19 protein-coding genes are annotated in these 22,424 nt (G+C 43.1%); 13 read left to right on the forward strand and 6 right to left on the reverse strand.

Going from position 1 to position 22,424, the window contains the following annotated elements; all coding sequences use genetic code 11:
* The first annotated feature begins 3 nt into the window (after positions 1–3).
* Both ACFPFU_RS05405 and ACFPFU_RS05410 read left to right on the forward strand, forming a co-directional pair.
* Positions 4–1,137 carry a glycosyltransferase family 4 protein gene (locus ACFPFU_RS05405; protein ID WP_377063202.1) on the forward strand — a complete coding sequence of 378 codons (1,134 nt, stop codon included), beginning with the start codon at positions 4–6 and terminating at the stop codon, positions 1,135–1,137.
* 4 nt (positions 1,138–1,141) lie between these two features.
* Complete coding sequence (locus ACFPFU_RS05410; protein WP_377062300.1) at positions 1,142–2,299, forward strand: DUF1972 domain-containing protein; 1,158 nt, start codon at positions 1,142–1,144, stop codon at positions 2,297–2,299.
* 90 nt (positions 2,300–2,389) lie between these two features.
* Here the strand turns inward: ACFPFU_RS05410 and ACFPFU_RS05415 are convergent, their stop codons facing one another.
* Positions 2,390–3,085, reverse strand: a complete 696-nt coding sequence (locus tag ACFPFU_RS05415) for a methyltransferase domain-containing protein (protein ID WP_377062302.1) — start codon at positions 3,083–3,085, stop codon at positions 2,390–2,392.
* Positions 3,086–3,354: 269 nt separating this feature from the next.
* On the opposite strand from ACFPFU_RS05415, the gene ACFPFU_RS05420 reads away from it, so the two are divergent.
* On the forward strand, positions 3,355–4,722 hold the full coding sequence (locus ACFPFU_RS05420; RefSeq protein WP_377062304.1) for an exopolysaccharide biosynthesis polyprenyl glycosylphosphotransferase: 1,368 nt from the start codon (positions 3,355–3,357) through the stop codon (positions 4,720–4,722).
* Positions 4,722–5,642 (forward strand): class I SAM-dependent methyltransferase, encoded by a 921-nt coding sequence (locus tag ACFPFU_RS05425; RefSeq protein WP_377062306.1) that lies wholly within the window; start codon positions 4,722–4,724, stop codon positions 5,640–5,642. The genes ACFPFU_RS05420 and ACFPFU_RS05425 overlap by 1 nt, the downstream gene beginning before the upstream one ends.
* 7 nt (positions 5,643–5,649) lie before the next feature.
* On the opposite strand, the gene ACFPFU_RS05430 is transcribed toward ACFPFU_RS05425, so the two are convergent.
* A complete protein-coding gene (locus ACFPFU_RS05430) occupies positions 5,650–6,561 on the reverse strand; it encodes a universal stress protein (protein WP_377062308.1) in 912 nt (303 codons plus the stop codon).
* Positions 6,562–6,761: 200 nt separating this feature from the next.
* Between ACFPFU_RS05430 and ACFPFU_RS05435 the strand changes: the two genes are divergently transcribed.
* The 4 genes from ACFPFU_RS05435 (at position 6,762) to ACFPFU_RS05450 (ending at position 12,932) form a co-directional block, all read left to right on the forward strand.
* A complete protein-coding gene (locus ACFPFU_RS05435) occupies positions 6,762–7,337 on the forward strand; it encodes a 2'-5' RNA ligase family protein (RefSeq protein WP_377062310.1) in 576 nt (191 codons plus the stop codon).
* A 518-nt stretch (positions 7,338–7,855) separates the two neighbouring features.
* On the forward strand, positions 7,856–10,963 hold the full coding sequence (locus ACFPFU_RS05440; protein ID WP_377062312.1) for a SusC/RagA family TonB-linked outer membrane protein: 3,108 nt from the start codon (positions 7,856–7,858) through the stop codon (positions 10,961–10,963).
* Positions 10,964–10,974: 11 nt separating this feature from the next.
* Positions 10,975–12,420 (forward strand): SusD/RagB family nutrient-binding outer membrane lipoprotein, encoded by a 1,446-nt coding sequence (locus ACFPFU_RS05445; protein WP_377062314.1) that lies wholly within the window; start codon positions 10,975–10,977, stop codon positions 12,418–12,420.
* Between the two features lie 68 nt (positions 12,421–12,488).
* Positions 12,489–12,932 carry a hypothetical protein gene (locus ACFPFU_RS05450; RefSeq protein WP_377062315.1) on the forward strand — a complete coding sequence of 148 codons (444 nt, stop codon included), beginning with the start codon at positions 12,489–12,491 and terminating at the stop codon, positions 12,930–12,932.
* Between the two features lie 89 nt (positions 12,933–13,021).
* Here ACFPFU_RS05450 and ACFPFU_RS05455 read toward each other — a convergent pair whose 3' ends face one another.
* On the reverse strand, positions 13,022–13,510 hold the full coding sequence (locus tag ACFPFU_RS05455) for a DUF6702 family protein (protein ID WP_377062316.1): 489 nt from the start codon (positions 13,508–13,510) through the stop codon (positions 13,022–13,024).
* Positions 13,511–13,599: 89 nt separating this feature from the next.
* Between ACFPFU_RS05455 and ACFPFU_RS05460 the strand changes: the two genes are divergently transcribed.
* The 3 genes from ACFPFU_RS05460 (at position 13,600) to ACFPFU_RS05470 (ending at position 17,482) form a co-directional block, all read left to right on the forward strand.
* On the forward strand, positions 13,600–14,181 hold the full coding sequence (locus tag ACFPFU_RS05460; RefSeq protein WP_377062317.1) for a HupE/UreJ family protein: 582 nt from the start codon (positions 13,600–13,602) through the stop codon (positions 14,179–14,181).
* 496 nt (positions 14,182–14,677) lie between these two features.
* Positions 14,678–15,130 carry an IS200/IS605 family transposase gene (gene tnpA / locus ACFPFU_RS05465; protein WP_377062319.1) on the forward strand — a complete coding sequence of 151 codons (453 nt, stop codon included), beginning with the start codon at positions 14,678–14,680 and terminating at the stop codon, positions 15,128–15,130.
* Between the two features lie 24 nt (positions 15,131–15,154).
* The gene (locus ACFPFU_RS05470; RefSeq protein ID WP_377062321.1) at positions 15,155–17,482 is read left to right on the forward strand and encodes a M1 family metallopeptidase; all 2,328 of its coding nucleotides are present in this window, start codon (positions 15,155–15,157) and stop codon (positions 17,480–17,482) included.
* Between the two features lie 87 nt (positions 17,483–17,569).
* On the opposite strand, the gene ACFPFU_RS05475 is transcribed toward ACFPFU_RS05470, so the two are convergent.
* Complete coding sequence (locus ACFPFU_RS05475) at positions 17,570–18,802, reverse strand: ammonium transporter (RefSeq protein WP_377062322.1); 1,233 nt, start codon at positions 18,800–18,802, stop codon at positions 17,570–17,572.
* A gap of 61 nt (positions 18,803–18,863) precedes the next feature.
* Positions 18,864–19,202: a P-II family nitrogen regulator gene (locus ACFPFU_RS05480; RefSeq protein ID WP_377062323.1), complete on the reverse strand. Its 339-nt coding sequence runs from the start codon at positions 19,200–19,202 to the stop codon at positions 18,864–18,866.
* A gap of 520 nt (positions 19,203–19,722) precedes the next feature.
* On the opposite strand from ACFPFU_RS05480, the gene ACFPFU_RS05485 reads away from it, so the two are divergent.
* Positions 19,723–20,628: a nucleotidyltransferase family protein gene (locus ACFPFU_RS05485; protein ID WP_377062325.1), complete on the forward strand. Its 906-nt coding sequence runs from the start codon at positions 19,723–19,725 to the stop codon at positions 20,626–20,628.
* 243 nt (positions 20,629–20,871) lie between these two features.
* A complete protein-coding gene (locus ACFPFU_RS05490) occupies positions 20,872–21,288 on the forward strand; it encodes a DoxX family protein (protein ID WP_377062327.1) in 417 nt (138 codons plus the stop codon).
* A gap of 21 nt (positions 21,289–21,309) precedes the next feature.
* Here ACFPFU_RS05490 and recF read toward each other — a convergent pair whose 3' ends face one another.
* Positions 21,310–22,422, reverse strand: coding sequence for a DNA replication/repair protein RecF (gene recF, locus ACFPFU_RS05495; RefSeq protein ID WP_377062329.1), 1,113 nt, complete (start codon positions 22,420–22,422; stop codon positions 21,310–21,312).
* Positions 22,423–22,424 lie beyond the last annotated feature (2 nt).

Below are 22,424 nucleotides of genomic sequence, written 5' to 3' on the forward strand. Positions count from 1 at the left end.
TTGATGCTTCATGGCTCTTCGGACCTGTACGGGGCCAGCAGAATATTCCTGATTACAGCGATTTCCTTAAAGGAAAAAGGACATTTTCCTCATGTCGTGTTATCGGAAAGCGGACCCTTAACGGAAGCTTTGGAAAAAGCGGGGATTAGCGTCGATATTGTGCGGCTGGGAATTGTCCGTAGAAAATATTTCAACGGACCGGGGATACTGAACCGGATAAAAGTGATGAAAAAGGCGGTCAGGATACTTGGCCAGGTGGTTGATAACCGAAAAATCACGGATATTTATTCCAACACGGCCGCCGTCTGGGTCGGGGCGCTGTTGGCTAAAAAGAAAAAGCTCAGGCATTATTGGCATCTTCATGAGATAATCGTCAGGCCTTTCTGGTTTTCCTATTTAATGGGAAATATAATCAATTATGCTGCGGATAAAGTAATAGTGGTATCCGGAGCTGTCAAGGATCACTGGAAAAAGCATATAGATTCCAAAAAACTGGAACTCGTTTATAATGGCATCGATTATACGCCTTATATGAATCCGGGGGGAGACTTAAAAGGGGAATTGGCGATTGAGCAGGAAGCTTGCGTAATAGGAATGATAGGGCGGGTAAACTCCTGGAAAGGACATGAATACTTTTTGGAAATTTCAGAAGAATTAAATAAAAAGTTTTTAAATTTACGTTTTATTTTAGTAGGGGATGCGTTTCCTGGGGAAGAGCACTTATATGAGGGGTTAGAAAAAAAGATTTTGGAGAAAAAATTTAAAAATAGGGTTTTTAATTTGGGTTTCAGATCAGATATATCAAGTGTATTGGCAACCTTGGACATTTTCGTTCTTCCGTCGACTTTACCAGACCCTTTTCCAACAGTGATTTTGGAAGCCATGGCAGCAGGGAAGCCGGTAATAGCTACGGCACACGGGGGTGCTGTAGAAATGATAAGTGATGATGAAACCGGAATTTTGATCCCATGGAATTCTCCAAAAGAAGCCGCTGACAAGATGGCATCAATGGTAGCGGATAAAAATAAAAGAAAGCACATGGGGGAACTAGGCAGAAAAAAAGTATTGGAAAATTTTTCTTTAACTTCTTATAGGGAGAATATAAATAATGTCTTTTCCCCGGGAAGCAAACCATAATAATATGTCAAAAAACAGTAAGCCGTTGCACGTAGCTATAGTGGGTACCAGGGGGTATCCATATGTATATGGGGGTTACGAAACTTTTGTTAAAGAAATGGGTGAGCGTCTCGTGCAAAGAGGGATAGAGGTCACCATCTATTGTCACAGTCCTTTGTTTGAAAAAAGGCCAAAGAAGGTCAACGGCATCAACCTGGTTTACATGCCGTGTGTGGAAACCAAATCCCTCAGCCAACTGACGAACTCCCTGCTGTCAATGTTGCATGTTTGCTTCTCAAAGGTGGATGTCGTTTTTGTGGTCAACAGTGCCAATGGGCCTTTCGGTATTTTAACCAAAATTTTTGGTAAGCCTTCTGCCATCAATGTCGACGGTTTGGAGTGGTTAAGGCCTAAATGGAAAGGCCTTGGGGCCAGGTATTATCTCTTTGCGTCCCGCTTGGCCACAAAACTATATGATCAGCTGATTACTGACTCCGATGAGATGGAGAAAATCTATCTGGAAAAATTTGATGCTCCTTCTAAAATGATCGCCTACGGTGCAAATCCGCGCAAGACCTCGGATGGATCACTTATAGAAAGGTGGGGACTTCAGAAGGAATCCTATTTTTTGATTGTGGGGAGGCTGATCCCTGACAATAATGCGGATTTGATCGTGGACGGTTTTGTCAAGTCCAATTCCAAGAGAAAACTGGTGGTGGTCGGTGACGTTCCTTATAACGACCGCTTCGCCCAGAAAATGAAAAGCATTCCTGACAAAAGACTTGTTTTTACCGGTTATGTACGCGACCAGGAGGAATTGGCAGCACTTTACCACAACTGTTACGCTTACTTTCATGGGCATGAATACGGAGGAACCAACCCGGCGATGCTCAAAGCCCTGGGCTACGGATGTGCTATTCTCGCCATGGACACCCGGTTTAACCAAGAAATGCTTCAGGAAGGAAAATACGGCTGGTACTTTAAAAAGAATACAGATTCCGTAATCAAAATTATAGAAAAATCCGAGAAATCTCCTGAAGACATGGATTACTTAAGAAGCAATTCCCGGGATGGACTTACTCAGCGTTATGATTGGGACTTTGTGACAGATGAGTATGAAAATATATTCAAAGCACTCTGTAAACGAAAAATAGAAGAGAAACTGGTCGAAATAAATTATTGAGCAGGGCAGACTTGTTCATCCGGAACCTTAAAAAAACCATCGCTTTTTGGTGAAGGACCAAAAGAGGCTGCATTATCACCGCAGCCTTTTTTATTGCTTTTGCTTTTTGGTAGAGCCAAGCGTATGGAAAATAAAGGATTTGTTGAATCCCATAACCTTTTCAAAGTAGACGTTTGCATCAGGGAACAGATTTTTCATTTCTCTAAGGGAAAGTAGCCGGATTTCCTCCAAGTAAGCTTTGGCAAGAACAGGGTCCCATTTGTGCATCCGGCTGAACTTGGTTTTGGTCAAAATCAGAAAAGCCAACCTGGAGGGAACAAATTGAAAGAAGGGCAGCGCATAATGGGGTTCAAGAAAAAAATACTTGTTTGGGGTCTGAACAAAATAGTGCTTCCCTACTCTTTGGATCTCCTCAGCCATCCTTTTTTGATTGTGAAAAGAATAGAGGTGTTCAATGACCGAATTGGAAAAAACAAGATCGAAAGCACCTGTATCAAACTGGGAAAGATCGGTGGCGTTTCCCGAGACACTGAGAATGTTGGGTGAGGAAGTTTTTTCTTTTTCAAGGTTGAGAAGCGTAATGGAGATGTTTCTTTCAAGTCTCAGCGAATTGTTTTTCCAGAAGCTTTCGGTACCCCCCACATCCAAAATTTTGATCCGGTCGCTGTTTTCAAAGGTTTTGTAGAATTGTTCTTCAAAAAATTTAAATCGCCGTAGTCTGAATTTGCTTCCCAACGATTCAGGTTGATCAGAAGCTGCAAAAAATGTTTTGATTTTCTTTTTCATTCGATAAGATCATTGCCGAAATCTTCAGTTCAAAGGATTTGCAGGCTTTACATTAAAATTGTATATTCTAATGACGATTAGTTAACAATTGATTGATAATATTTTTATAATTTTACGGCAAATTTGATTACTTTGGCACGAATATCAAAAATTAAACCCTAATAATTGTCGGCAATCTTTTTTGTTTTTAAATGCGGAGTTTAAATATAATTAAAACCTCAACCCTTTGCCACGTACCATAGTGTGTGGTCAGCGGTGCTTTTATTGTTATGGCTAAACGTTTTTACAAATATTTTCCTTGGTTGTTTGTTTTGGGCGAGATATCCATTTTGTATCTGATGATTTGGGTGCTGTTATTGGTGTTTTCAAATTATCCAATTCCCTTTTTTATTGACTTATTTGACTTTCATGCGTTTGCTGTCATCTGGTCAGCGGTCGTTATTGTCAAAAAGGATTACAAATTGGGTAGAACGTCCTCTTATGAGGATACTTTAAGACATTTGTTTGGGTCTTTTTTTTGGGGGATGCTGATTTTCTTTCTGTTTAGAAACTATGGCAGTCCCTATGCCGATGAACAGGTGCCGGTGCCTTACTATTTAGGTTTGCTATTTGTGCTTGCTTTTTACAGGCTTGCGGTACATAAATCCCTGCGCCATTACAGGATCAGCGGAAGGAACTATAGAAGGGCAGTGATATTTGGTAAAAATCAATGGAGTGAAAGACTTGCTGATACTTTTCAGAAACAGAAAGAATTCGGCATCCAGTTTTTGGGATTTTATGATGATGATTCCAAAGACCTGCAAATTATGGGGAACAGCATCACGTTTTTTGAGAAAGCCGAGCTGATGGGACTTGACCTTATTTACCTCAGCCAGCGTCTGCCTCCTGCTCTGGTAAAAAGAATCATTGATTTTGCCGACGAGAATTATATCAAGGTAAAAATCATTCCAGGTCCAAACTTGCAGCTGGAAAAAAAGATGACATTTTCCAAATACGGGGATTTTGTAGTGGTTAACCTGAATGAAATCCCGTTGGACCAATTTTTTAACCGGTTTTGGAAAAGGGGCTTTGACATAGTTTTCTCCTTGTTTGTACTGGTTTTTATCATGACCTGGTTGGTACCGGTGATAGGCCTGTTGATCAGGTTGGAGTCAAAAGGCCCGGTGTTTTTTGTCCAGAAAAGAAACGGCGCCAATAATAAAATATTCAACTGTATCAAGTTCAGGACAATGGTGGAAAATCCTTGGGCGGATACCCGCCAAGCAACAAAAGATGATCCGCGCATCACTAAAATCGGCGCTTTCTTGCGGAGGTATTCACTTGACGAGATGCCCCAATTTATCAATGTCCTATTGGGCGACATGTCGGTGGTTGGTCCCCGTCCCCATACTTTGCCCATGAACAGGATGTTTAAAGGACAATTGAGCAAATACAATAACCGACACAGGATTAAACCGGGAATCACAGGACTTGCCCAGGTGTTGGGATATCGCGGTGAAATCCTGAACACTTTTCAAATCCGTGCCAGGGTAAAATTCGATTACTTTTATATCGAAAACTGGTCGTTTATTCTGGATATGATTATTATTTTCAAAACCGTTAGAGAACTTGTGCTACAAAGGGAAAACGTGTATTGATGGACGAATTTGTTTGTAATGTTTGCCAGCACAAGATCGCCGGGGAGATTGTGGAGGTAAAAGAAATGATGTTTGGGACTGGGGAAGCCTTTCAATATGGCCAATGCGGGAATTGTGGAACCATACAGCTGCTCAATCCCCCACCTGACATCGAATATTATTATCCGGATGAGTATTATGCGTTTTCTGATCTGTCCTTTTCAAATCCCCATGTAAATTGGCTGAAAACCTTGAGAATAAAACTTTTCAGGTTTTTTGATATTGATTTTTTCAAACCTGTTTACGGTGACTGGTTAAAATTACTCGATGCCAAGGTCAACGAAAAAATAACTGATATAGGTTGTGGAAACGGGCAGCTGCTATATGAATTATATGCTTCCGGATTCCGGGATCTTACCGGATTTGATCCGTTTATAGACATGGACTTTGTCATCAATCCTTCTTTGAGGTTATATAAGCGGGGACTGGACGATATTAAGGGGCCATTTGATATCATCATGTTGCACCATGCGCTGGAACACATGCCAGACCTGGCACATGCTTTCCGGAAAATATCACAGCTGCTATCTGTGGGAGGCAGGGCACTGGTAAGGCTTCCCGTTTCGGACGGAGAAGCCTGGCAGATATACAAGCAGCATTGGGTACAATTGGATGCCCCCAGACATTATTTTATTCCGAGTCTAAAGGCCATGAAACTGTTGGCTGAAGCAAATGACCTTGAAATATATGAAGTAGTGTTTGACAGTTCTGAATTCCAGTTCTGGGCCAGTGAACTATACGCCAAAGGACTTCCTTTTTTTGACACGCGCGATAAGTCGCTTTTCCCAAAAGAAGAGTTGTTAAAATATAAAAGAAAATCCCTCCAGTTAAATAAGGAGGGAAAAGGAGATCAAGCCTGTTTTTATTTAAAGAAAAAATAGGGAAAACTTAAAGCTGGAACAGGGCTTCAAAGAAGGTCATGCTTTCACCTTTTTTCTTCAGCATCAGTATGGGAATTTCATAGGCGTTGTTGATAAGCTTTTCAGCCACACTGCCCAAAAGAATGGCCGCGGACTGGGTTCTCCCCCTGCTCCCTATGATAAGAAGGTCGGTTTGAATGGATTTGGCGAATTTGATAATGTTATCTGCTTCGTCTTTTTTCTCCTTTAAAATGAACTCGCATTCAAAATCCGGGAACTGGTTTTTTGAGAGGAATCCTTTGTATTCTTTTTTTGCATTATGTAGCATAATTTCTGAAAACTCCTTAAAAGATTTGCCGGTTTTGGTATATCCAGCAGGTACCCCATACAAGTGGCAACAAGTGATTTTCGCCCCTGTTTTTTGTGACAGCATGAGGGCGCACTTCAGGGTCATGATCGAATATTCAGAAAAATCGATAGGGACCAGGATCTGCTCAAAGGGCTTGAATGAAAACCCTTCGGGAATCAGTAATACCGGGTTGGGGTATTTTTGAGCCAGATTTTTCACCAGTGAACCGGATCCTTCCAGGCTTTTTTTCCTGCCCATAACAAGCAAATCAATGTTTTTGATTTTGCTCCACCTTATTATCCTTTCCTGCGCATTACCTTCTTTTACCTGGATTTCATACTCCAATTCCTTCGGATAGTCTGCGGCCTTAATCTCATGTGCTATTTCTTTGGTGATCAGCTCGTCAACCGGAGCCATTAAATCAGGATATGTCTTAGACACTTCTTCCGGCAGATTGAGGTCCCTGGCCACATGGACAAAATATACTTTTTCTATCCCGAGCAAGGGGGCTAAATATTTGAGGTTGGAAATCAGGGCGTCATCCATTTCAGAAAGATCCAATCCCACCATCACTTTATTGAATTGCTCCATTAGCTTAAAATTCTTTAGATTAAATTGATCAAAATTTACAGAGAAAATCAGTAGTTTGATGACAAAACGTTTTCAATTTAAGCTTTTGGTCAGTTCTTTTAAAGAGATGACTTGTTTTTTGTTCAATTATTATGCTATAGGTCGGAGGGTTAACATTTCCATTTGTAGATCAATGGCCATGCTCCGCTAAAAAACAACAAATGGGGAAGACATTGAAAAAATATTTTATAGCAATTGTTCCTGAGGGGGCAATTCAGGATGCGGTTACTGAAATCAAATACCGGTTAAAAGAAGAATTCGGACTGAAATACGCCTTGAAATCGCCTCCGCACATTACGATGAAGATGCCGTTCCTTTATAATGAAAACAAAGAGACCAGGCTTTTCCATTTGATAGAGGAGTTTTTTTCAGTGGAAAGGAAGATGGCGCTGGGGCTGAGCGGTTTCCGAAGTTTCAGGCAAAGGGTGATATACATTCGGGTCAAATATCCGCCCGAACTTATGGAAATGCAGCAGCGATTGGCTTCGTTTTGCAAAAGTAGAATGAATGTGCCCGTTGAGTTAAGTGATCTTAATTATCAACCACACATGACAGTGGCTTTTCAGGACTTGAAGAAAGACAAATTCAGCGAATACATGGATTTTCTCAATGCAATTAGGGTCAGGTATGATTTTACGGTTGAAAATGTGGGACTATTGAAGAAAGAGGACTACAAATGGGATCTGTATAAACGATTCCCGCTGGGAGGTGATTTCACAAGTAAGGCTTCCCAGTGATCAGGGGATTTTAATGAATTGATAATTATAAGGGATGATGATCATGTTTTTTTTAAAAATCATTAATTATTTTACAGAATAATATAATTTTGAAAAATACTAATTTTGCGTTTTAATTTTTCGTTTTAATCATCGGCTTTTTTAGAATAGGATGCCCGGGCAGTATAAAAATTAGGCAGGCAACCGTTGCCGTCAAAATTTTATGTTGTTATTTTTATATTTAATAGAATTAAATGTTATTAACGGAATGATTAATTTGATTTGATCAGATTTGTAAAATTATATTTTTCTTATATATAGTACCATATTAATGTTATAATATTATTAAATGACAGTTAAATAATGCATTTTGTTTTATTTTCTATTATTTTGATTATCTAAATTTTTTAAATATTTGTTTCTACCAAATTTTATAGTTTTATAGTTGCATTATCGCAGTTGTATTGTTTTGTATTTATGAATAAATTGATTGATAATTGCATTCAGATAATTGTTAAAAAACCTTAATTATTAAATGTATGAAGAAAGCTTTACTAGGCTTGGCGTTAATAACGCTGTCTGTAATGACGGTAATGGCGCAGAGTCGTACAGTATCCGGTAGGGTGACATCGGTGGAGGAGCCGGATGGAATCCCTGGAGTGAGTATCAGTGTTAAAGGAACCACCATTGGAACTGTGACAGATCTGGATGGTGGTTATACACTGAGTGTTCCTGAAGGTTCTAACGTATTGGTTTTTAGCTATGTAGGTTTTGCAACTCAGGAAATATCTATAGGAAACAGAGCCGAAATCAATGTGGTTCTGGAACCGGATGTGAGGCAGTTGGCCGAAGTGGTTATCACGGCCCAAAACATCGAGAGGGACGAGCGGTCACTTGGATATACGGTCCAGTCAGTAAAAGGCGATGCCATTGCTCAGAGGTCGGAACCCAATATCCTCAATACCCTCCAAGGCAGGGTAGCAGGGGTTAATATCGGTAGTGCCTCCGGTAATCCCGGCGCTTCTACCAATATCAATATCAGGGGAACCACCTCGTTCACCGGCAGTAACCAACCACTGATCGTGGTGGACGGTATCATTTTCAGTAATGATACAGACAATACCCAAAATACCTTGTTCGGTTCCCAGCCCTCTAACCGCTTAGCGGATATTGCGCCGGAAATGATCGAATCGGTGAATGTTTTGAAAGGCCCGGCCGCATCTGTATTGTATGGTTCCAGGGCTTCTGCCGGTGCGCTCATCATCACGACTAAAAGCGGGAGAGGCCTGCAGGACAAAACGGAAGTCACTGTAACTTCCTCCTTTAATTTACAGGATCCCATTAACTATGCATCCCTGCAAAACGAATATGGGCAAGGTACTCAAGGCAATTTCGTGCCCACCGCCACAGGTTCTTGGGGGCCGAGGTTCGGTACACCGGGTTTTGATACAGTGGTCAACACCCAAGGCGAGGAAGTTCCCTACAGGGCATTTCCCGACCACTTTGATCTGTTTTTTCGCCAAGGTACCATTTTTCAAAACGGCGTCAATATAGCCTCGGGAAGTATCGACGACAACTATATCTTGTCCCTGAACTCTACCAATCAGGAGGGTATCATCCCCAATACAGGGTTTGACAGGTATAATGTACAGGTAGGGGGGAATAAAAAGCTCCAAAACGGAATCAAGGTAGGCGGGACCATGACCTACGTAAAGTCCAAGCAGAGAAACGGTACTGCGGGTAACGGCGGATCGGCCATGGGGCAGATTACAAGGATACCGAGATCATTTGATTTTGGCGGAAGACCCTATCAGGACGAACTGGGAAGAAGTATTTATTATAGCCTTTCTCAAAACCACCCTTTGTGGAGTACGGAGCATGAATTGTTTGATTCCAATGTAGACCGGTTGTTTGGGAACCTGACCGTGGGCTATGATTTCGCTGACTGGTTAAATGTCACCTACAGGGTCACAGCAGATACCTATACAGACCGGAGAAAACAGACCCTAAGGATCGGTGCGAGTAGAGCGCCTCAAGGTCAACTGAATGAAGACGTATTGTTCAGGTCCGAACTGAATGGGGACCTTATGATCAACATGAGGAAATTCAATATCCTGACCGATGGCCTTAATGCGAATCTGCTTTTGGGGCAGAACATCAACCAAAGGGATTACCAGAATATCAGGGTAGTAGGAGATGAATTGACCATTCCGGGTTTCGATAATGTCAGTAACGCAGGAGTATTCACTAATTCACTGGAAGAAAGTACCAGGAGGAGGTTGATAGGACATTATGCCCAGCTGAGTTTGGATTATAATGAATTTATATTCCTGGAACTCTCAGGAAGGGTGGACCAGTCTTCCACACTTCCTCCAGGCAGCAACGCCTATTTTTACCCCTCGGTGGCCGTGAGCTTTATTCCTACCGAAGCCTTCAACATCGAATCGGATATACTTTCCTATCTTAAATTGAAAGGTAACATTGCTAAAGTAGGTAGGGATGCGGACCCCTACTTGCTGCAGTCGGTCTTTTCACAGGCAACTTATGGAAACAACGTAGCCAGTATTAACTTCCCTATAAGTGTAGGAGGGGCAAGTATTCCTGGATTTTTCCCGGCAACCAGGATCGGGAGTATGAATCTTTCTCCTGAGTTTGTTTCAAGTTATGAATTCGGGATGAACGTAGAATTGTTCCGCAACAGAATCGGTTTAGACCTGACCTATTTCAATACGGTGAGTACAGACCAAATTTATAATGTTGCTATTTCTCCCTCAACCGGATATGATACCCGTACCACCAATATCGGGGAAATGACAAATAAAGGCATAGAAGCTACTTTAAGTGCCACTGTCCTGACGGCCGGCGACTTTATGTGGACCACTGACCTGAATTTTACGAGAATCAGGAACATGGTAAACTTTATAGCCGAAGGGGTGGACAACTCGACCATTCCCGGAAACAGTTTCTTGGGTATTGCCCCTTCTATTGCGGTTGGACATCCTTATGGCGTCATTATCTCGACCCAACATCCCCGGAATGAAAACGGCGACTTGTTGATCAATCCTGCGACCGGCGCGTTCGCACCTGGTGTACCCGGGCAGGTAGTAGCGACTCCCCAGCCCGACTGGATCGGTGGATGGATGAATACTTTTTCTTATAAAGGACTGGTGCTCACCGCTTTGATTGACGCCAGGGTCGGGGGACAGCTCTATTCTTTTGGTCAGGTGGATTTGAGAACAGGCGGGCACATTGACTATACAGGTATCGACCGTGACCAGCCAAGAATACTGCCAGGAGTGATCGATAATGGCGATGGCACCTATAGACCGAACAACATCCAGATCCCTGCCCAGACCTATTATAGTAACTTAGGAGGACTGGCCTCTGAAGGGGCGGTATTTGACGCGACAGTGTATCGTTTGAGAGAACTGTCACTGGCTTATAGTCTACCAACACGCTTGCTGAACAACACACCTTTCGGCCAGGCTTCTCTTGGCGTTAGCGCTAGAAACCTGTTTTTCTTCGCTCCGGGATTCCCAGCGGATCCGGAAGTGAATACCCAAGGTGCAGGAAATATTCAAGGTATGGACTTGAATGGTGCTCCTCAAACAAGAAATTATGGTGTTAATTTAAGATTCACCCTGTAATGAAAGCAAACATGAAAAAAATATATAGCGTAATTGTCGCCGGTCTGATGCTGACGGCTACAGCCTGCTCGGATTTCCTGGATATCAATGAAACACCCAACAACCCGGTAAGTGTTACGCCTGATGTATTGCTGCCAGCCGGCTTGGCGGGAACTGCCTTTGCCAATGGCAATGAACTGAACAGATTTGGTTCTACCGTGATCAGCGTTACTGCTGGTGCAGCCGGAGGTCCGGCCGCTTTTGATATTTACAATATCGACGGCGCTAATTTCAACAACCAATGGAGATTTGAAATATACTATGGTGCGCTCATAACGTATAAGGCCCTAATGGAGGCTGCTGATGAATTGAACTCTACATCTTACCGTGGCATAGCCAAGATCATGATGGCTTATACGTTCGCTTTGACCACGGATGTGTGGGGAGATATCCCTTATTCTGAGGCCCTGTTAGGTGATGAGAACACCCAGCCCAGAAGAGATGCCCAGGAAAATATTTACTTGGGAGGCAATGGTGTTCAGAGTCTTTTCGATTTGGTTAAAGAAGGTTTGGCGGACTTGGATGTGCCTTCAAGCATCAATCCTGGTACCGACGATATCATCTATGGTGGCAACATTGACAACTGGAAAAGAGCCGGCAATTCTCTTCTGTTGAAATTGGCCAATACCATTTCTGTAGTGGCTCCTGACAGGGCACGTGATGAAATTGCAGCGGTAATCACAGGCAATAATTATATCAATGATAACAGCCAAAACCTGAGTGTTAGATTTGGTTCTTCTGTTGGTAGCAGGGCACCTGTTTATGAATGGACTTATGTGTCTTTGTTCCAGAATGATATGATGATCAGTACCCGTTTTGTCAACTTGCTACAAAGCAAGGAAGATCCCCGGCTACCTTTGTATGTGACCAGTCCAACAGGTTCGTATGTGACTATAGATAATGGATTTAGAGGCACATTGCCTACTCCCACGAGTTCTTGGTCGAGGTTTAGCTCTTATGTGACAGGTGCTGAAGGAGAGGGACCGGTAAGGTTATTGACCCATTCCCAGACCCAATTCATTCTGGCTGAGTCTGCTTTGATGTTGGGGACAAGCGGTGATGCTGAGGCATATTATCAAGCTGGTATAAGGGCTTCGATGTCCCATGCAGGTATGAATGCCGGAGATATCGATGCTTACTTTGCTGCACATCCTGATGAGGTAGCTCTTAATGGTACCCAGGAGGAAAATCTGGAGAAAATCATAACACAAAAATACATTGCTTTATATGGCAATGGATTGGAACAATGGAATGACTATAGGAGAACCGGATACCCTGTATTACAAGATCACCAAAATGCAGTGGGAATTGACGGTACCAGGCCTGTAAGAGCCCAATATATAAATGAGGAAATAGCCAGAAATCCTAATTTCGAAGTGATTCTTCCTAATGTGAAAATTTGGTGGGATGTGAATTAATTCAAATTGGTAAAACGATGAAATATACATTAAATATAATATTAACAATATTCGCTTTAACAAGCTTGATGTCCTGTGAAAGCGATTATGGGATTTTCAACAGGGATAATCGACCCGAGATCCCATTGGTATTTGTCAATGCTACTTCCCACGGCTTTGATCCTTATGTTGAGGTTTCAGAATCTTCAGGGGGTTCGATCGAATTCACCATGGAGATTCCACAAAACTCGGGAAGGTCCATCAGTGAAATCAGAAGAGTCGCTGCAGGTGGAACAGCCATTAACCCCGGTACGCTGAATACAGATGGGGATTATATTGAGAATGCCATCGCCGGAAGTGGAAACCAAGTTACTTTCACGACTACGGTAGCTGAGTTTCGTGAGAAACGCCCCAATGTTGCCATCAATATTCCAGCTGGCGGATATGCGGAAATCGCATTTATATTTGAGGTGATTTTGGATAATGGAGAGAGCATTATCTCCATGAGATCCAGAGCTAGGGTTTTTGAGTAATCCATAATTTAATAGACAAAAATGAAAAAGGCTGCCAAATTCGGCAGCCTTTTTTCATAGTGTATTCGGATGCGGTAAAGATAAAAGCATCACCAAACCAATTGGCCTATCGGCTTCCCCTTTTGGGTGATAGCGCTTTTTGGGCTTTTCCCTACATAAAAGTTGACGATATTCTGCTGAGTAGGGAAGTCTGCGATCAATATTTCATTGGTTATTTTTGCGGTCTTTGGCAAAGGCGCCACTTCCGACTCCATATAAAACCATGCGGCATCTTCCTCGATTTCATAACCGAGATAATTTAAAGCGATGGCTTTGCCATTGATTTCAAGTTTGTTGTGCTGTAACAGATAATCTTTGATCATCCGGTCCAACTGTTCTTTGTCGTCCGGACGGAGAAAATCGACCGCGATGTCGTTGGTTTTACTGAGCGCCACTTCTAAGTCATCCCAAAAGACTTTTTGTGCGATTTCCACCCTCTTACTTTCATTATTGTAGACCATATCGGTCAGGCTGATATAAAACGGGTGGATATTCAGGATTAGTAACAATAAGGTCAATATGGAACTAAAAACAGGCATTTGAAACGGTTTTTTTATATTATCTGTGAAATATCTGTTAATATTACGACAAAATTTTGAAACAGGATTTATTCCTATAAAGTGATTGCATGAACCAATTTCAACTGTATTTTAACCTGGGTGTCCGGCACATTCTGGATCTTGACGGCTTTGACCATATTCTTTTTGTAATCGCCCTTTGTGTGGTTTATCTGATGCGGGACTGGAAGAAAATCATCATTTTAGTCACCGCTTTTACCATTGGCCATTCATTGACACTGGCATTGGCCACCTTAAGGCTGGTCCAGATCAATACCGATCTGGTAGAGTTTTTGATTCCCGTCACCATAGCCGTTACCTGCTTCACCAATATCCTCCGGCCTAAGCCTTCAAGTGGCAGTGGGGTGCAGCTTAACTATTCTTTTGCTCTTTTTTTTGGTCTGATCCACGGTCTGGGTTTTTCCAATTACCTCAGGTCGCTTCTCGGAAAGGAGTCGTCCATCTTCCAGCCCCTGCTGGCATTCAACTTGGGGCTTGAAGCGGGCCAGTTGATCATCGTGGGTGTCTTCCTCATCGTTTCTTCCTTAGTGGTGGGGATATTCGGGGTAAACAGGAAGGAATGGATTCTGGTTGTCTCCTCCATCGTTTTGGGTATGTCTGTCATGATGATGTTGGAAAATAAATTTTGGTGATAAATTTTGCCCTTTCAGGGCTATGATGCGTTACGGAATTACTGAAATGAAAAGATTTATGAATATAGAACCGAGCATGATCCGCCAGCTGGGTGCCTACGTTAAAGTTATGGCAACAGCGTGCGGAATACACCATGGGATGCCCCGATAGCCCCGGTAGCTATCGGGGGGGTGGGGGAAACATGTGAGGTTCTATGCCTGCATGCTGAAGGGCATTACGGCACGCAAGCATGTGACCGCAAAAAATCATGAAGTCGCATTTAGCCATTTGGAAGCGAAAGTCTTAGGAGTAGTTTCCCTGAATTGGCTAAGAAAGATATTGAATACTTGATCATGATTTAATATATTCGGGTTGCTATTTTGAGGCTTTTATTCAATGGGGTATTGATTATTGCCGATCCAGCCCTGAAAGGGCAAAATTCGCAAACGACGGGGCGTAGCCCCTCCCCAAACCAAATTCTATAACCAAAGCCCTGAAGGGGCGAAGTAAACTGTTATGGGCCAGTCGCTTGTAAAAAACTACATCCCCATTGTTTTTAGCACCAAGCATAGGAAGCCCCTGATCATTCCTCCAATAGCTTCGGAACTGTACAGCTATCTGGGTGGTATATGCAATCAGCTCGAATGTCAGACAATTCCGGTTGGAGGTTATACGGACCATGTCCATGTCCTATGTATGTTGTCCAAAAAGGTAGCTTTGATGAAACTCTTGGAAGAATTGAAATCCAGTTCATCGAAATGGATGAAAACAAAAAGTAGATCATTCAATGATTTTTATTGGCAAAACGGCTATGGTGCTTTTTCCGTCAAGCCGTCCGAAGTAGATGTCGTAAAGCGTTATATTGCCAACCAGTTCGAACATCACAGCAAGAAAACCTTCCAGGATGAATACCGGGCGATCCTTAAAAAGTATAATGTGGAATATGATGAGCGGTATGTTTGGGATTGATATTGAAAAACAAATTATAAATAAATGAAAAAACTTTTCGCATTATTGACCCTGGGGCTTTTTCAATATGGAATCGCCTTGGCGCAAATTGACCAGCAGAGACACGGAGAGCGTTTTGAGCAACTGGGGCCACTGCTGAGGTCTCCCAATGTATACCGTACCGCTTCCGGCGCACCGGGGCATATGTATTGGCAGCAGCAGGCCGATTACCAGATCGAGGTGGAACTGGATGATGAGAACCAGTCCATCAAGGGCAGTGAAAAGGTCACTTACTTTAATAATTCCCCGGACCCGCTGGATTATTTGTGGATCCAGCTTGACCAAAACGAGAGAGATAAGGATTCCGAAACCCCAAAGATGGCTACCAATACCATCGATCCCAAGATGAACCTGAGACAGCTTCAGGACATCCTGTGGCACGACTTGGATTTGGGGGTCAAAATCCTTTCGGTAAAAGATGCCACGGGAAATGACATTCCTGTTACGGTTAACCTGACCATGATGAGACTGGACCTTCCTGAAGCACTGGCTCCCGGGGAAAAATATGAATTTTCAGTTGAATGGACTTATAATATCCATGACCGGATGAGTTTTATCGGAGGGAGACCGGGTTATGAGTATTTTGAAAAGGACGGGAATTACCTTTATACCATGGCGGAGTGGTTTCCGCGGATGGCGGTGTATTCCGATTTTGAAGGATGGCAAAACAAGCAATTTGTGGGCAGAGGGGAATTTGCCCTGGTTTTTGGCGACTATGAGGTGAAAATCACCGTTCCCGCTGACCATATGGTAGGCGCAACCGGGGTATTGCAAAACCCCGGGGAAGTACTGAGCAGCACCGAACTGGACCGGTGGAACCGGGCCAAATCAACTTACGACCAACCCGTGGTGATCAGAACCCAATCCGAGGCTGAAAAATTGGAAAAGGGAAAAGCCACCGATAAGAAAACATGGGTTTTCCATGCAGAAAATGTCAGGGACTTTGCCTGGACGTCATCCCGCAAGTTTATATGGGACGCCATGGCGGTGAAAGTTGGCGATAAAGACGTGATGGCCATGTCCTATTACGCCAAAGAGGCTAACCCTTTGTGGGGGCAGTATTCCACCCGGGTAGTGGCCCACACCTTAAAATCCTATTCAGCCCGTACCTTTGATTACCCCTACCCTGTAGCCATATCCGTGGAAGCCACCAATGGTATGGAATATCCCATGATCTGTTTTAATTACGGCAGGCCAGATACGGATGGGACTTACTCTGATGCCATTAAATACGGGATGATTTCCGTGATCATCCATGAGGTAGGGCACAATTTTTTCCCGATGATTGTCAATTCTGATGAACGTCAATGGACTTGGATGGATGAGGGGTTGAATACTTTCCTGCAGTTTTTGGCTGAACAGGAGTGGGAACGTGATTATCCGTCCAGAAGAGGCCCACCCCATAAAATTGCGCCTTATATGAGGAGCGAAAAGCACCTGCTGGAACCTATAATGACTAACTCGGAAAACATAATACAATTTGGCCCCAATGCGTATGCCAAACCTGCTACAGCTTTGAATATACTCAGGGAGACCGTGATGGGACGTGAATTATTTGATTACGCTTTCAAAAAGTATGCACAAAGGTGGAAGTTTAAACATCCCACACCCGATGATTTTTTCAGAACCATGGAAGATGCTTCAGCGGTGGACCTGGATTGGTTTTGGAGAGGCTGGTTTTACGGAACTGATCCGGTGGATATGGCGATAGGGCAAGTGAATTGGTTTAAAATAGATTCCCGGAAACCGGAAGACGTCAAGGCAGACGAGAAGGCGGAGTTTGAAAGAGAGGAAGAGTATCTAACCAAGTCCAGAAACCGGAACGACGTGACGGAAACCGTAGTGGAAAGGGATCCCAGTGCAAGGGACTTTTATAACAGCTATGAAAGGTTCAGGGTGACACCTGAGGATGAAAAAGCCTATAGGGATTTTATCAACAGTCTTGGAGCAGAGGAAAAACGCCTGTTGGGAAGTGGCTTGAATTTTTATGAAATCACATTCCATAATTTAGGGGGTTTGGTGATGCCTTTGATCATTGAATTTCATTACAAAGACGGGACTTCTGATGTAGAGAAATTACCGGCCCAAATCTGGAGATTGGATGAATATGAAGTCACTAAGGTTTTTGCAAAGGAAAAGGAAGTGGAAAGAATTACCTTGGATCCTTATCGCGAGACGGCAGACATAGATGAAACCAATAACCACTGGCCAAGGCAGTTGATGCCTTCCAAGTTTGAGATGTTCAAGCAGAACATGGCTCCCCGGGGAACATCCACCGGACCGAACCCCATGAAAAAATCCGGAAGAAAGTGAATTTCTTTGGATAGCATGAAAATAAAAGAAAAAAGAGGGAGATAACCTATTTCCCTCTTTTTAGCAATTATATAGCTGTAGTCAAATTTATTCCTTTGTGGCAAAATCTGGATAGGCATGCATGCCATGTTCATTGATGTCCAGTCCTTCCAACTCTTCTTGTTCATCCACCCTGATACCGGAGGTTTTTTTCATGGTATAGAAGACAATGAAGCTAAAGGCAAGGCAGAAGACACCAATGGTGACGATGCCAATCAGTTGGGACAGTATTTGAGCTCCCCCTGCCAAATCACCGAAGATGCCCACTGCGAGAGTCCCCCATATGCCACATACAAGGTGAACGGAAATGGCCCCTACAGGATCATCAATTCTGATCTTGTCAAAGAACACCACCCCAAATACAACCAGTGTTCCGCCGATAAATCCGATCACTATTGCCTCCCAGGTGGCCATCAGATCAGCGCCTGCGGTTATGCTCACCAAGCCTGCCAATATGCCGTTGAGTACCATGGTGATATCATAGGCTTTGAATTTCAGATAGGAGGCCAGCAAGGCACCGAATGCACCGGCTGCGGCGGCAAGGGCAGTGGTCACGAAGACATAAGAAACTTCCCCGGGAGAAGCGGACAGCACAGAGCCACCATTGAATCCAAACCAACCAAACCACAGAAGGAAAACCCCGAATGTGGCCAAAGGGATATTGTGCCCCGGAATGGCATTGGTGATCTTGCCTTTATATTTTCCAATCCTTGGTCCCAGCAGGAAGGCTCCCATGACTGCACCCCACCCGCCTACAGAATGGACAATGGTGGATCCCGCAAAGTCATAAAAGGGTGTGGCCATCGTGTCAAGAAATCCCCCTCCCCATTTCCACATGCCTACTATAGGATAGCAAATGCCTACGTACAACAGGGAGAAAAAGAGAAACGGCCCCAGTTTGATCCTTTCGGCCACCGCACCGGATACGATGGTGGCGGCTGTGGCGGCGAACATGGCCTGAAAGATAAAATCTGTCAGAAAGGTATAACCCTCATCATAGGCGTAGCTGTCCCAGCCTTCAGGAAGGCTCAGGCCCAATCCGTTCAGACCAAAAAAGCCGCCTTCAAAAGCATCACCGGGATACATTAAGTTAAATCCAATGATGGCATAGGTGATGAGTCCCAAAGCGGGTATGATGGTGTTTTTGAATAAAATGTTCACGGTGTTTTTTGCCCGGGTAAGCCCAGCTTCCAGAGCGGCAAAACCCAAGTGCATGATGAAGACCAATATGGTGGCCATCATCATCCATAAGTTATTTATCGTAAATAATTCTTGGCTCATAATGTTGTTCTTTAATTAAGTTGGAATGGACAGATAAGGGGATAGAATCTTATCGGCTTGATTACAGGGCAGCCTCACCTATGTCGTTGTTTCGGATTCTATATGCCTCCTGGATTGCGGAAACGAATATTTTACCATCCCCTATTTCGCCTGTACGGCCCTCTCTGAGGATGCATTCGATTACGGGGGCTTCCAGTTCTTCCGGCACCACGATTTCTAATTTGGTACGGGGAATGAATGTGGGCTCATAAGCCACACCACGGTAAGTTTGGGTCTTTGCATGTTGGAGTCCCATTCCTTTCACTTCATAAAATGTGAGAAATTTGACTCCTAACCCAGATAAGCATTTGTGGATTTCGTCAAATTTCGAAGTTCTAATTAACGCCTCTATTTTTTTCATATCATTAATAGTATTGATGTTTTGTTGCCGATTTTCATTGAATAAAATTGATTTTTTACAAAATTAAAAACACAAACGGATAATCCAATTCCATTTCAGTATTTTTTTGTAAAAAATCAGAAATATGGGTTAAATAACGGCTTAATATCTCAATTTTCGATTCAAATAAAAAAATAGAAGGTAATTTTAAATCTTAATTCGTATTTTTTTTCATAAATAATTGTTAAACGAGTTTAGTTTTTAAGCTTTTATTCTAGTTTGTTGCGGAGCCGGATATAAAAAAGTGTAAGAAAAACTGCCACCGCTTATACAAAAAAACTAACTTTGCCGCTTTGATAAGGGACAACAACGGGCTTGGCAATAACCTTACCGGCTCGATGCGCGTCCCTTTATCGATGATAGGATCGGAATTATTATTGAATCGGCATTATGAAACCGAGCATGACGAAAACGCCACACGCTGGGATGATTATAAGGCATGCGAGGTTCCATATGGCCGATAAAATACAATCATAATCATATGAAAAACCCTACTCTTTTGATACTGGCGGCCGGATTGGGCAGCAGATATGGTGGCGACAAACAAATAGATGGTTTTGGGCCTAACGGAGAGACCATTTTAGAATATTCAGTTTATGATGCGATAAAAGCCGGTTTTGATAAAGTGGTTTTTATAGTAAGAAAGGAAATTCTGGAACTGACGAAGGAAATCTTTCTTCCGAAATTCGGCGACAAAATCAAAACCGAATTTGTCATTCAATCCTTGGACAGTCTGGTCCCCGGTGACTATTACCGGAAAGAGCGGGTGAAACCTTATGGCACAGCTCATGCTCTCCTTTGTGCCAGGGAGGCCATTCATGAGCCGTTCGCGGTGATCAATGCAGACGACTTTTATGGAAAAGAGGCATTGACTGCGCTATCGGGTTTTTTAAAAAGCTCCGTCAGACCGGATCTACACTGCATGGTGGGATATGCTATAAAAAATGTGCTTTCTGAACATGGTACGGTGAGCCGCGGCGTATGCGAATATGATGAAGAGGGGTATCTGACCGGTATGGTGGAAAGAACCTCGATATCCCGGCATGGGAACAGCATCATGCATATTGAGGGCAATGAGGAAATTGAAATTGCCCCGGATAATCCTGTTTCCATGAATTGCTGGGGATTTCACCCTTCTGTTTTCGAGCAGACGGAGCGTCTGTGGAAGGCCTTTCTTGAGGAGCATAGAGACAATTTAAAATCTGAGTTTTACATTCCTAAAGTGGCCAATTCCCTAATCGAAGAGGGGCTGGCGAAGATCAAGATCCTTGAAGGGGGAAAGACCTGGTTTGGCGTGACTTATACGCAGGATCGGGAACAAGTGATCGCATCGTTAAAAGGGCTTCATGACGAGGGGATATATCCCCCCAGTCTTTGGGAAAAATAGGGAGAGGTCATTGTCATCATGCGAAAAAAAGGCAGTTGATCAGGAATTTTATGAGGCATTTTAAATATTGACTAAAATTCGATACTTTTAGGCAAACGAACTTTATGTTATCTGCACATATGAACTGCCCTGACTGCTATTGTTAAGTGGATACGACGATATTCTTTATTATAGCGCATGCGAGATTCTCCCGAAACAAGTTCGGGGCAGGCTATGTGACCGCTAAAAATCAATTATGAACACATGAAAAGAATCATCTTCTCCAATAGGCCTTTTGCGGTTGATATTGCTTTGCTACTGCTAAGGTTGGGTTCCGCAGCCATGCTTCTCACCCATGGGTGGGGGAAAATCACCAGTTTCAGCGAAAGGTTAAATACTTTTGCAGACCCGATAGGCTTGGGCCCCGCGCTTTCATTGCAACTTGTCATTTTTGCTGAGTTTTTCTGTTCTATTTTTCTTATCCTGGGCTTCATGAGCAGGATTATTTTGATACCTCTTATGATTAACATGTCCGTCATTGCTTTTATCGTACATGCGGATGATCCTTTTAACAGACAGGAACTGCCCTTGCTTTTTTTGCTCACTTTTGTCACGCTGTTTCTTACAGGGCCGGGCCGACTGTCAATAGACGGGCAGATCGTCAAGAAAAGAAGGTATTGATTTCCACCAGGTACAGTGGTTTCAGGATAGATCGGCTGATTGTATCTGGCCATTGAAAATGGTATAGCAGAGGATATTCATCGGTAATTCCCGAAGGATTTCCTTTGACCTTTCAGGTCTGGCATCCGTAATGAAGAGCTGTCCAAATTCACCTTTGGCCACCCCTTCCATCAGATGGCTGATCCTGAAATCATCCAGTTTATCAAAAATATCGTCCAGCAATAAAATAGGTTTAACACCCTTTAATTTTTTAAAAACTTCAAATTGAGCCAGTTTAAGGCTGATTAGAAAGGATTTCTTCTGCCCCTGTGAACCGAATTTTTTTAAGGGATATTTTTCTAATTGGAAAATATAATCATCTTTATGGACACCACATCCGGTTCTTTTTAGGAATAGATCCTTATCAAGCGACCGAAGAAAAACCTGTTCAAAGCGGTCATCGGATAAATCGCTTTGGTATTCGATATGAATATGTTCCCTTTTACCTGAAATGGCTGCATAGTGCTCCGTGAGGATGGGCAGGTACTTTTCTATAAAAGTCCTTCGGGATATATAGAGGGCTTTGGCGAGCTGAATCAATTGCCGGTCAAAGGGTTCCAACAGCAGCCGGTCAAATCTCTGCCCTTCGGAGAAATTTTTCAACAAGGCATTTCTTTGTTTCAGGTAATGTTGGTACCTGATAAGGTGTTCCAGGTAACTTTTATCGGACTGGCACATGATATTGTCGAAAAATTTTCTACGTTCTTCACTCCCCCCGTTGATGATTACCGTGTCATCAGGAGCAATAAGTACCAAAGGCAATAAGCCGATGTGCTCACTCAGCCGGACGTAAGGCTTTCCATTGACTTCAAACTGCTTTTTTCTTCCTGCCTGCTGTATGCAGGTGACCTGTAGAGGTTTGCCTTCTAGGTCAAATTCCCCTTGTATGTTAAAAAAATCACTTTCGTGGAGAATGTTTTGAGAATCAACCGTATTAAAAGCGCTTTTTGTGAGACAGAGATAATGTATCGCATCAAGCAAATTGGTTTTACCGGCCCCGTTTACACCAAACAAACAGTTCATTTCCGGGGAAAAATCAAGTTGTTCCTGCCGGTAGTTCTTGAACTGTATCAATTTCAGATTTTTCAGGTGCATGG

Source organism: Negadavirga shengliensis (assembly GCF_042652345.1).
Taxonomy (GTDB): domain Bacteria; phylum Bacteroidota; class Bacteroidia; order Cytophagales; family Cyclobacteriaceae; genus Negadavirga; species Negadavirga shengliensis.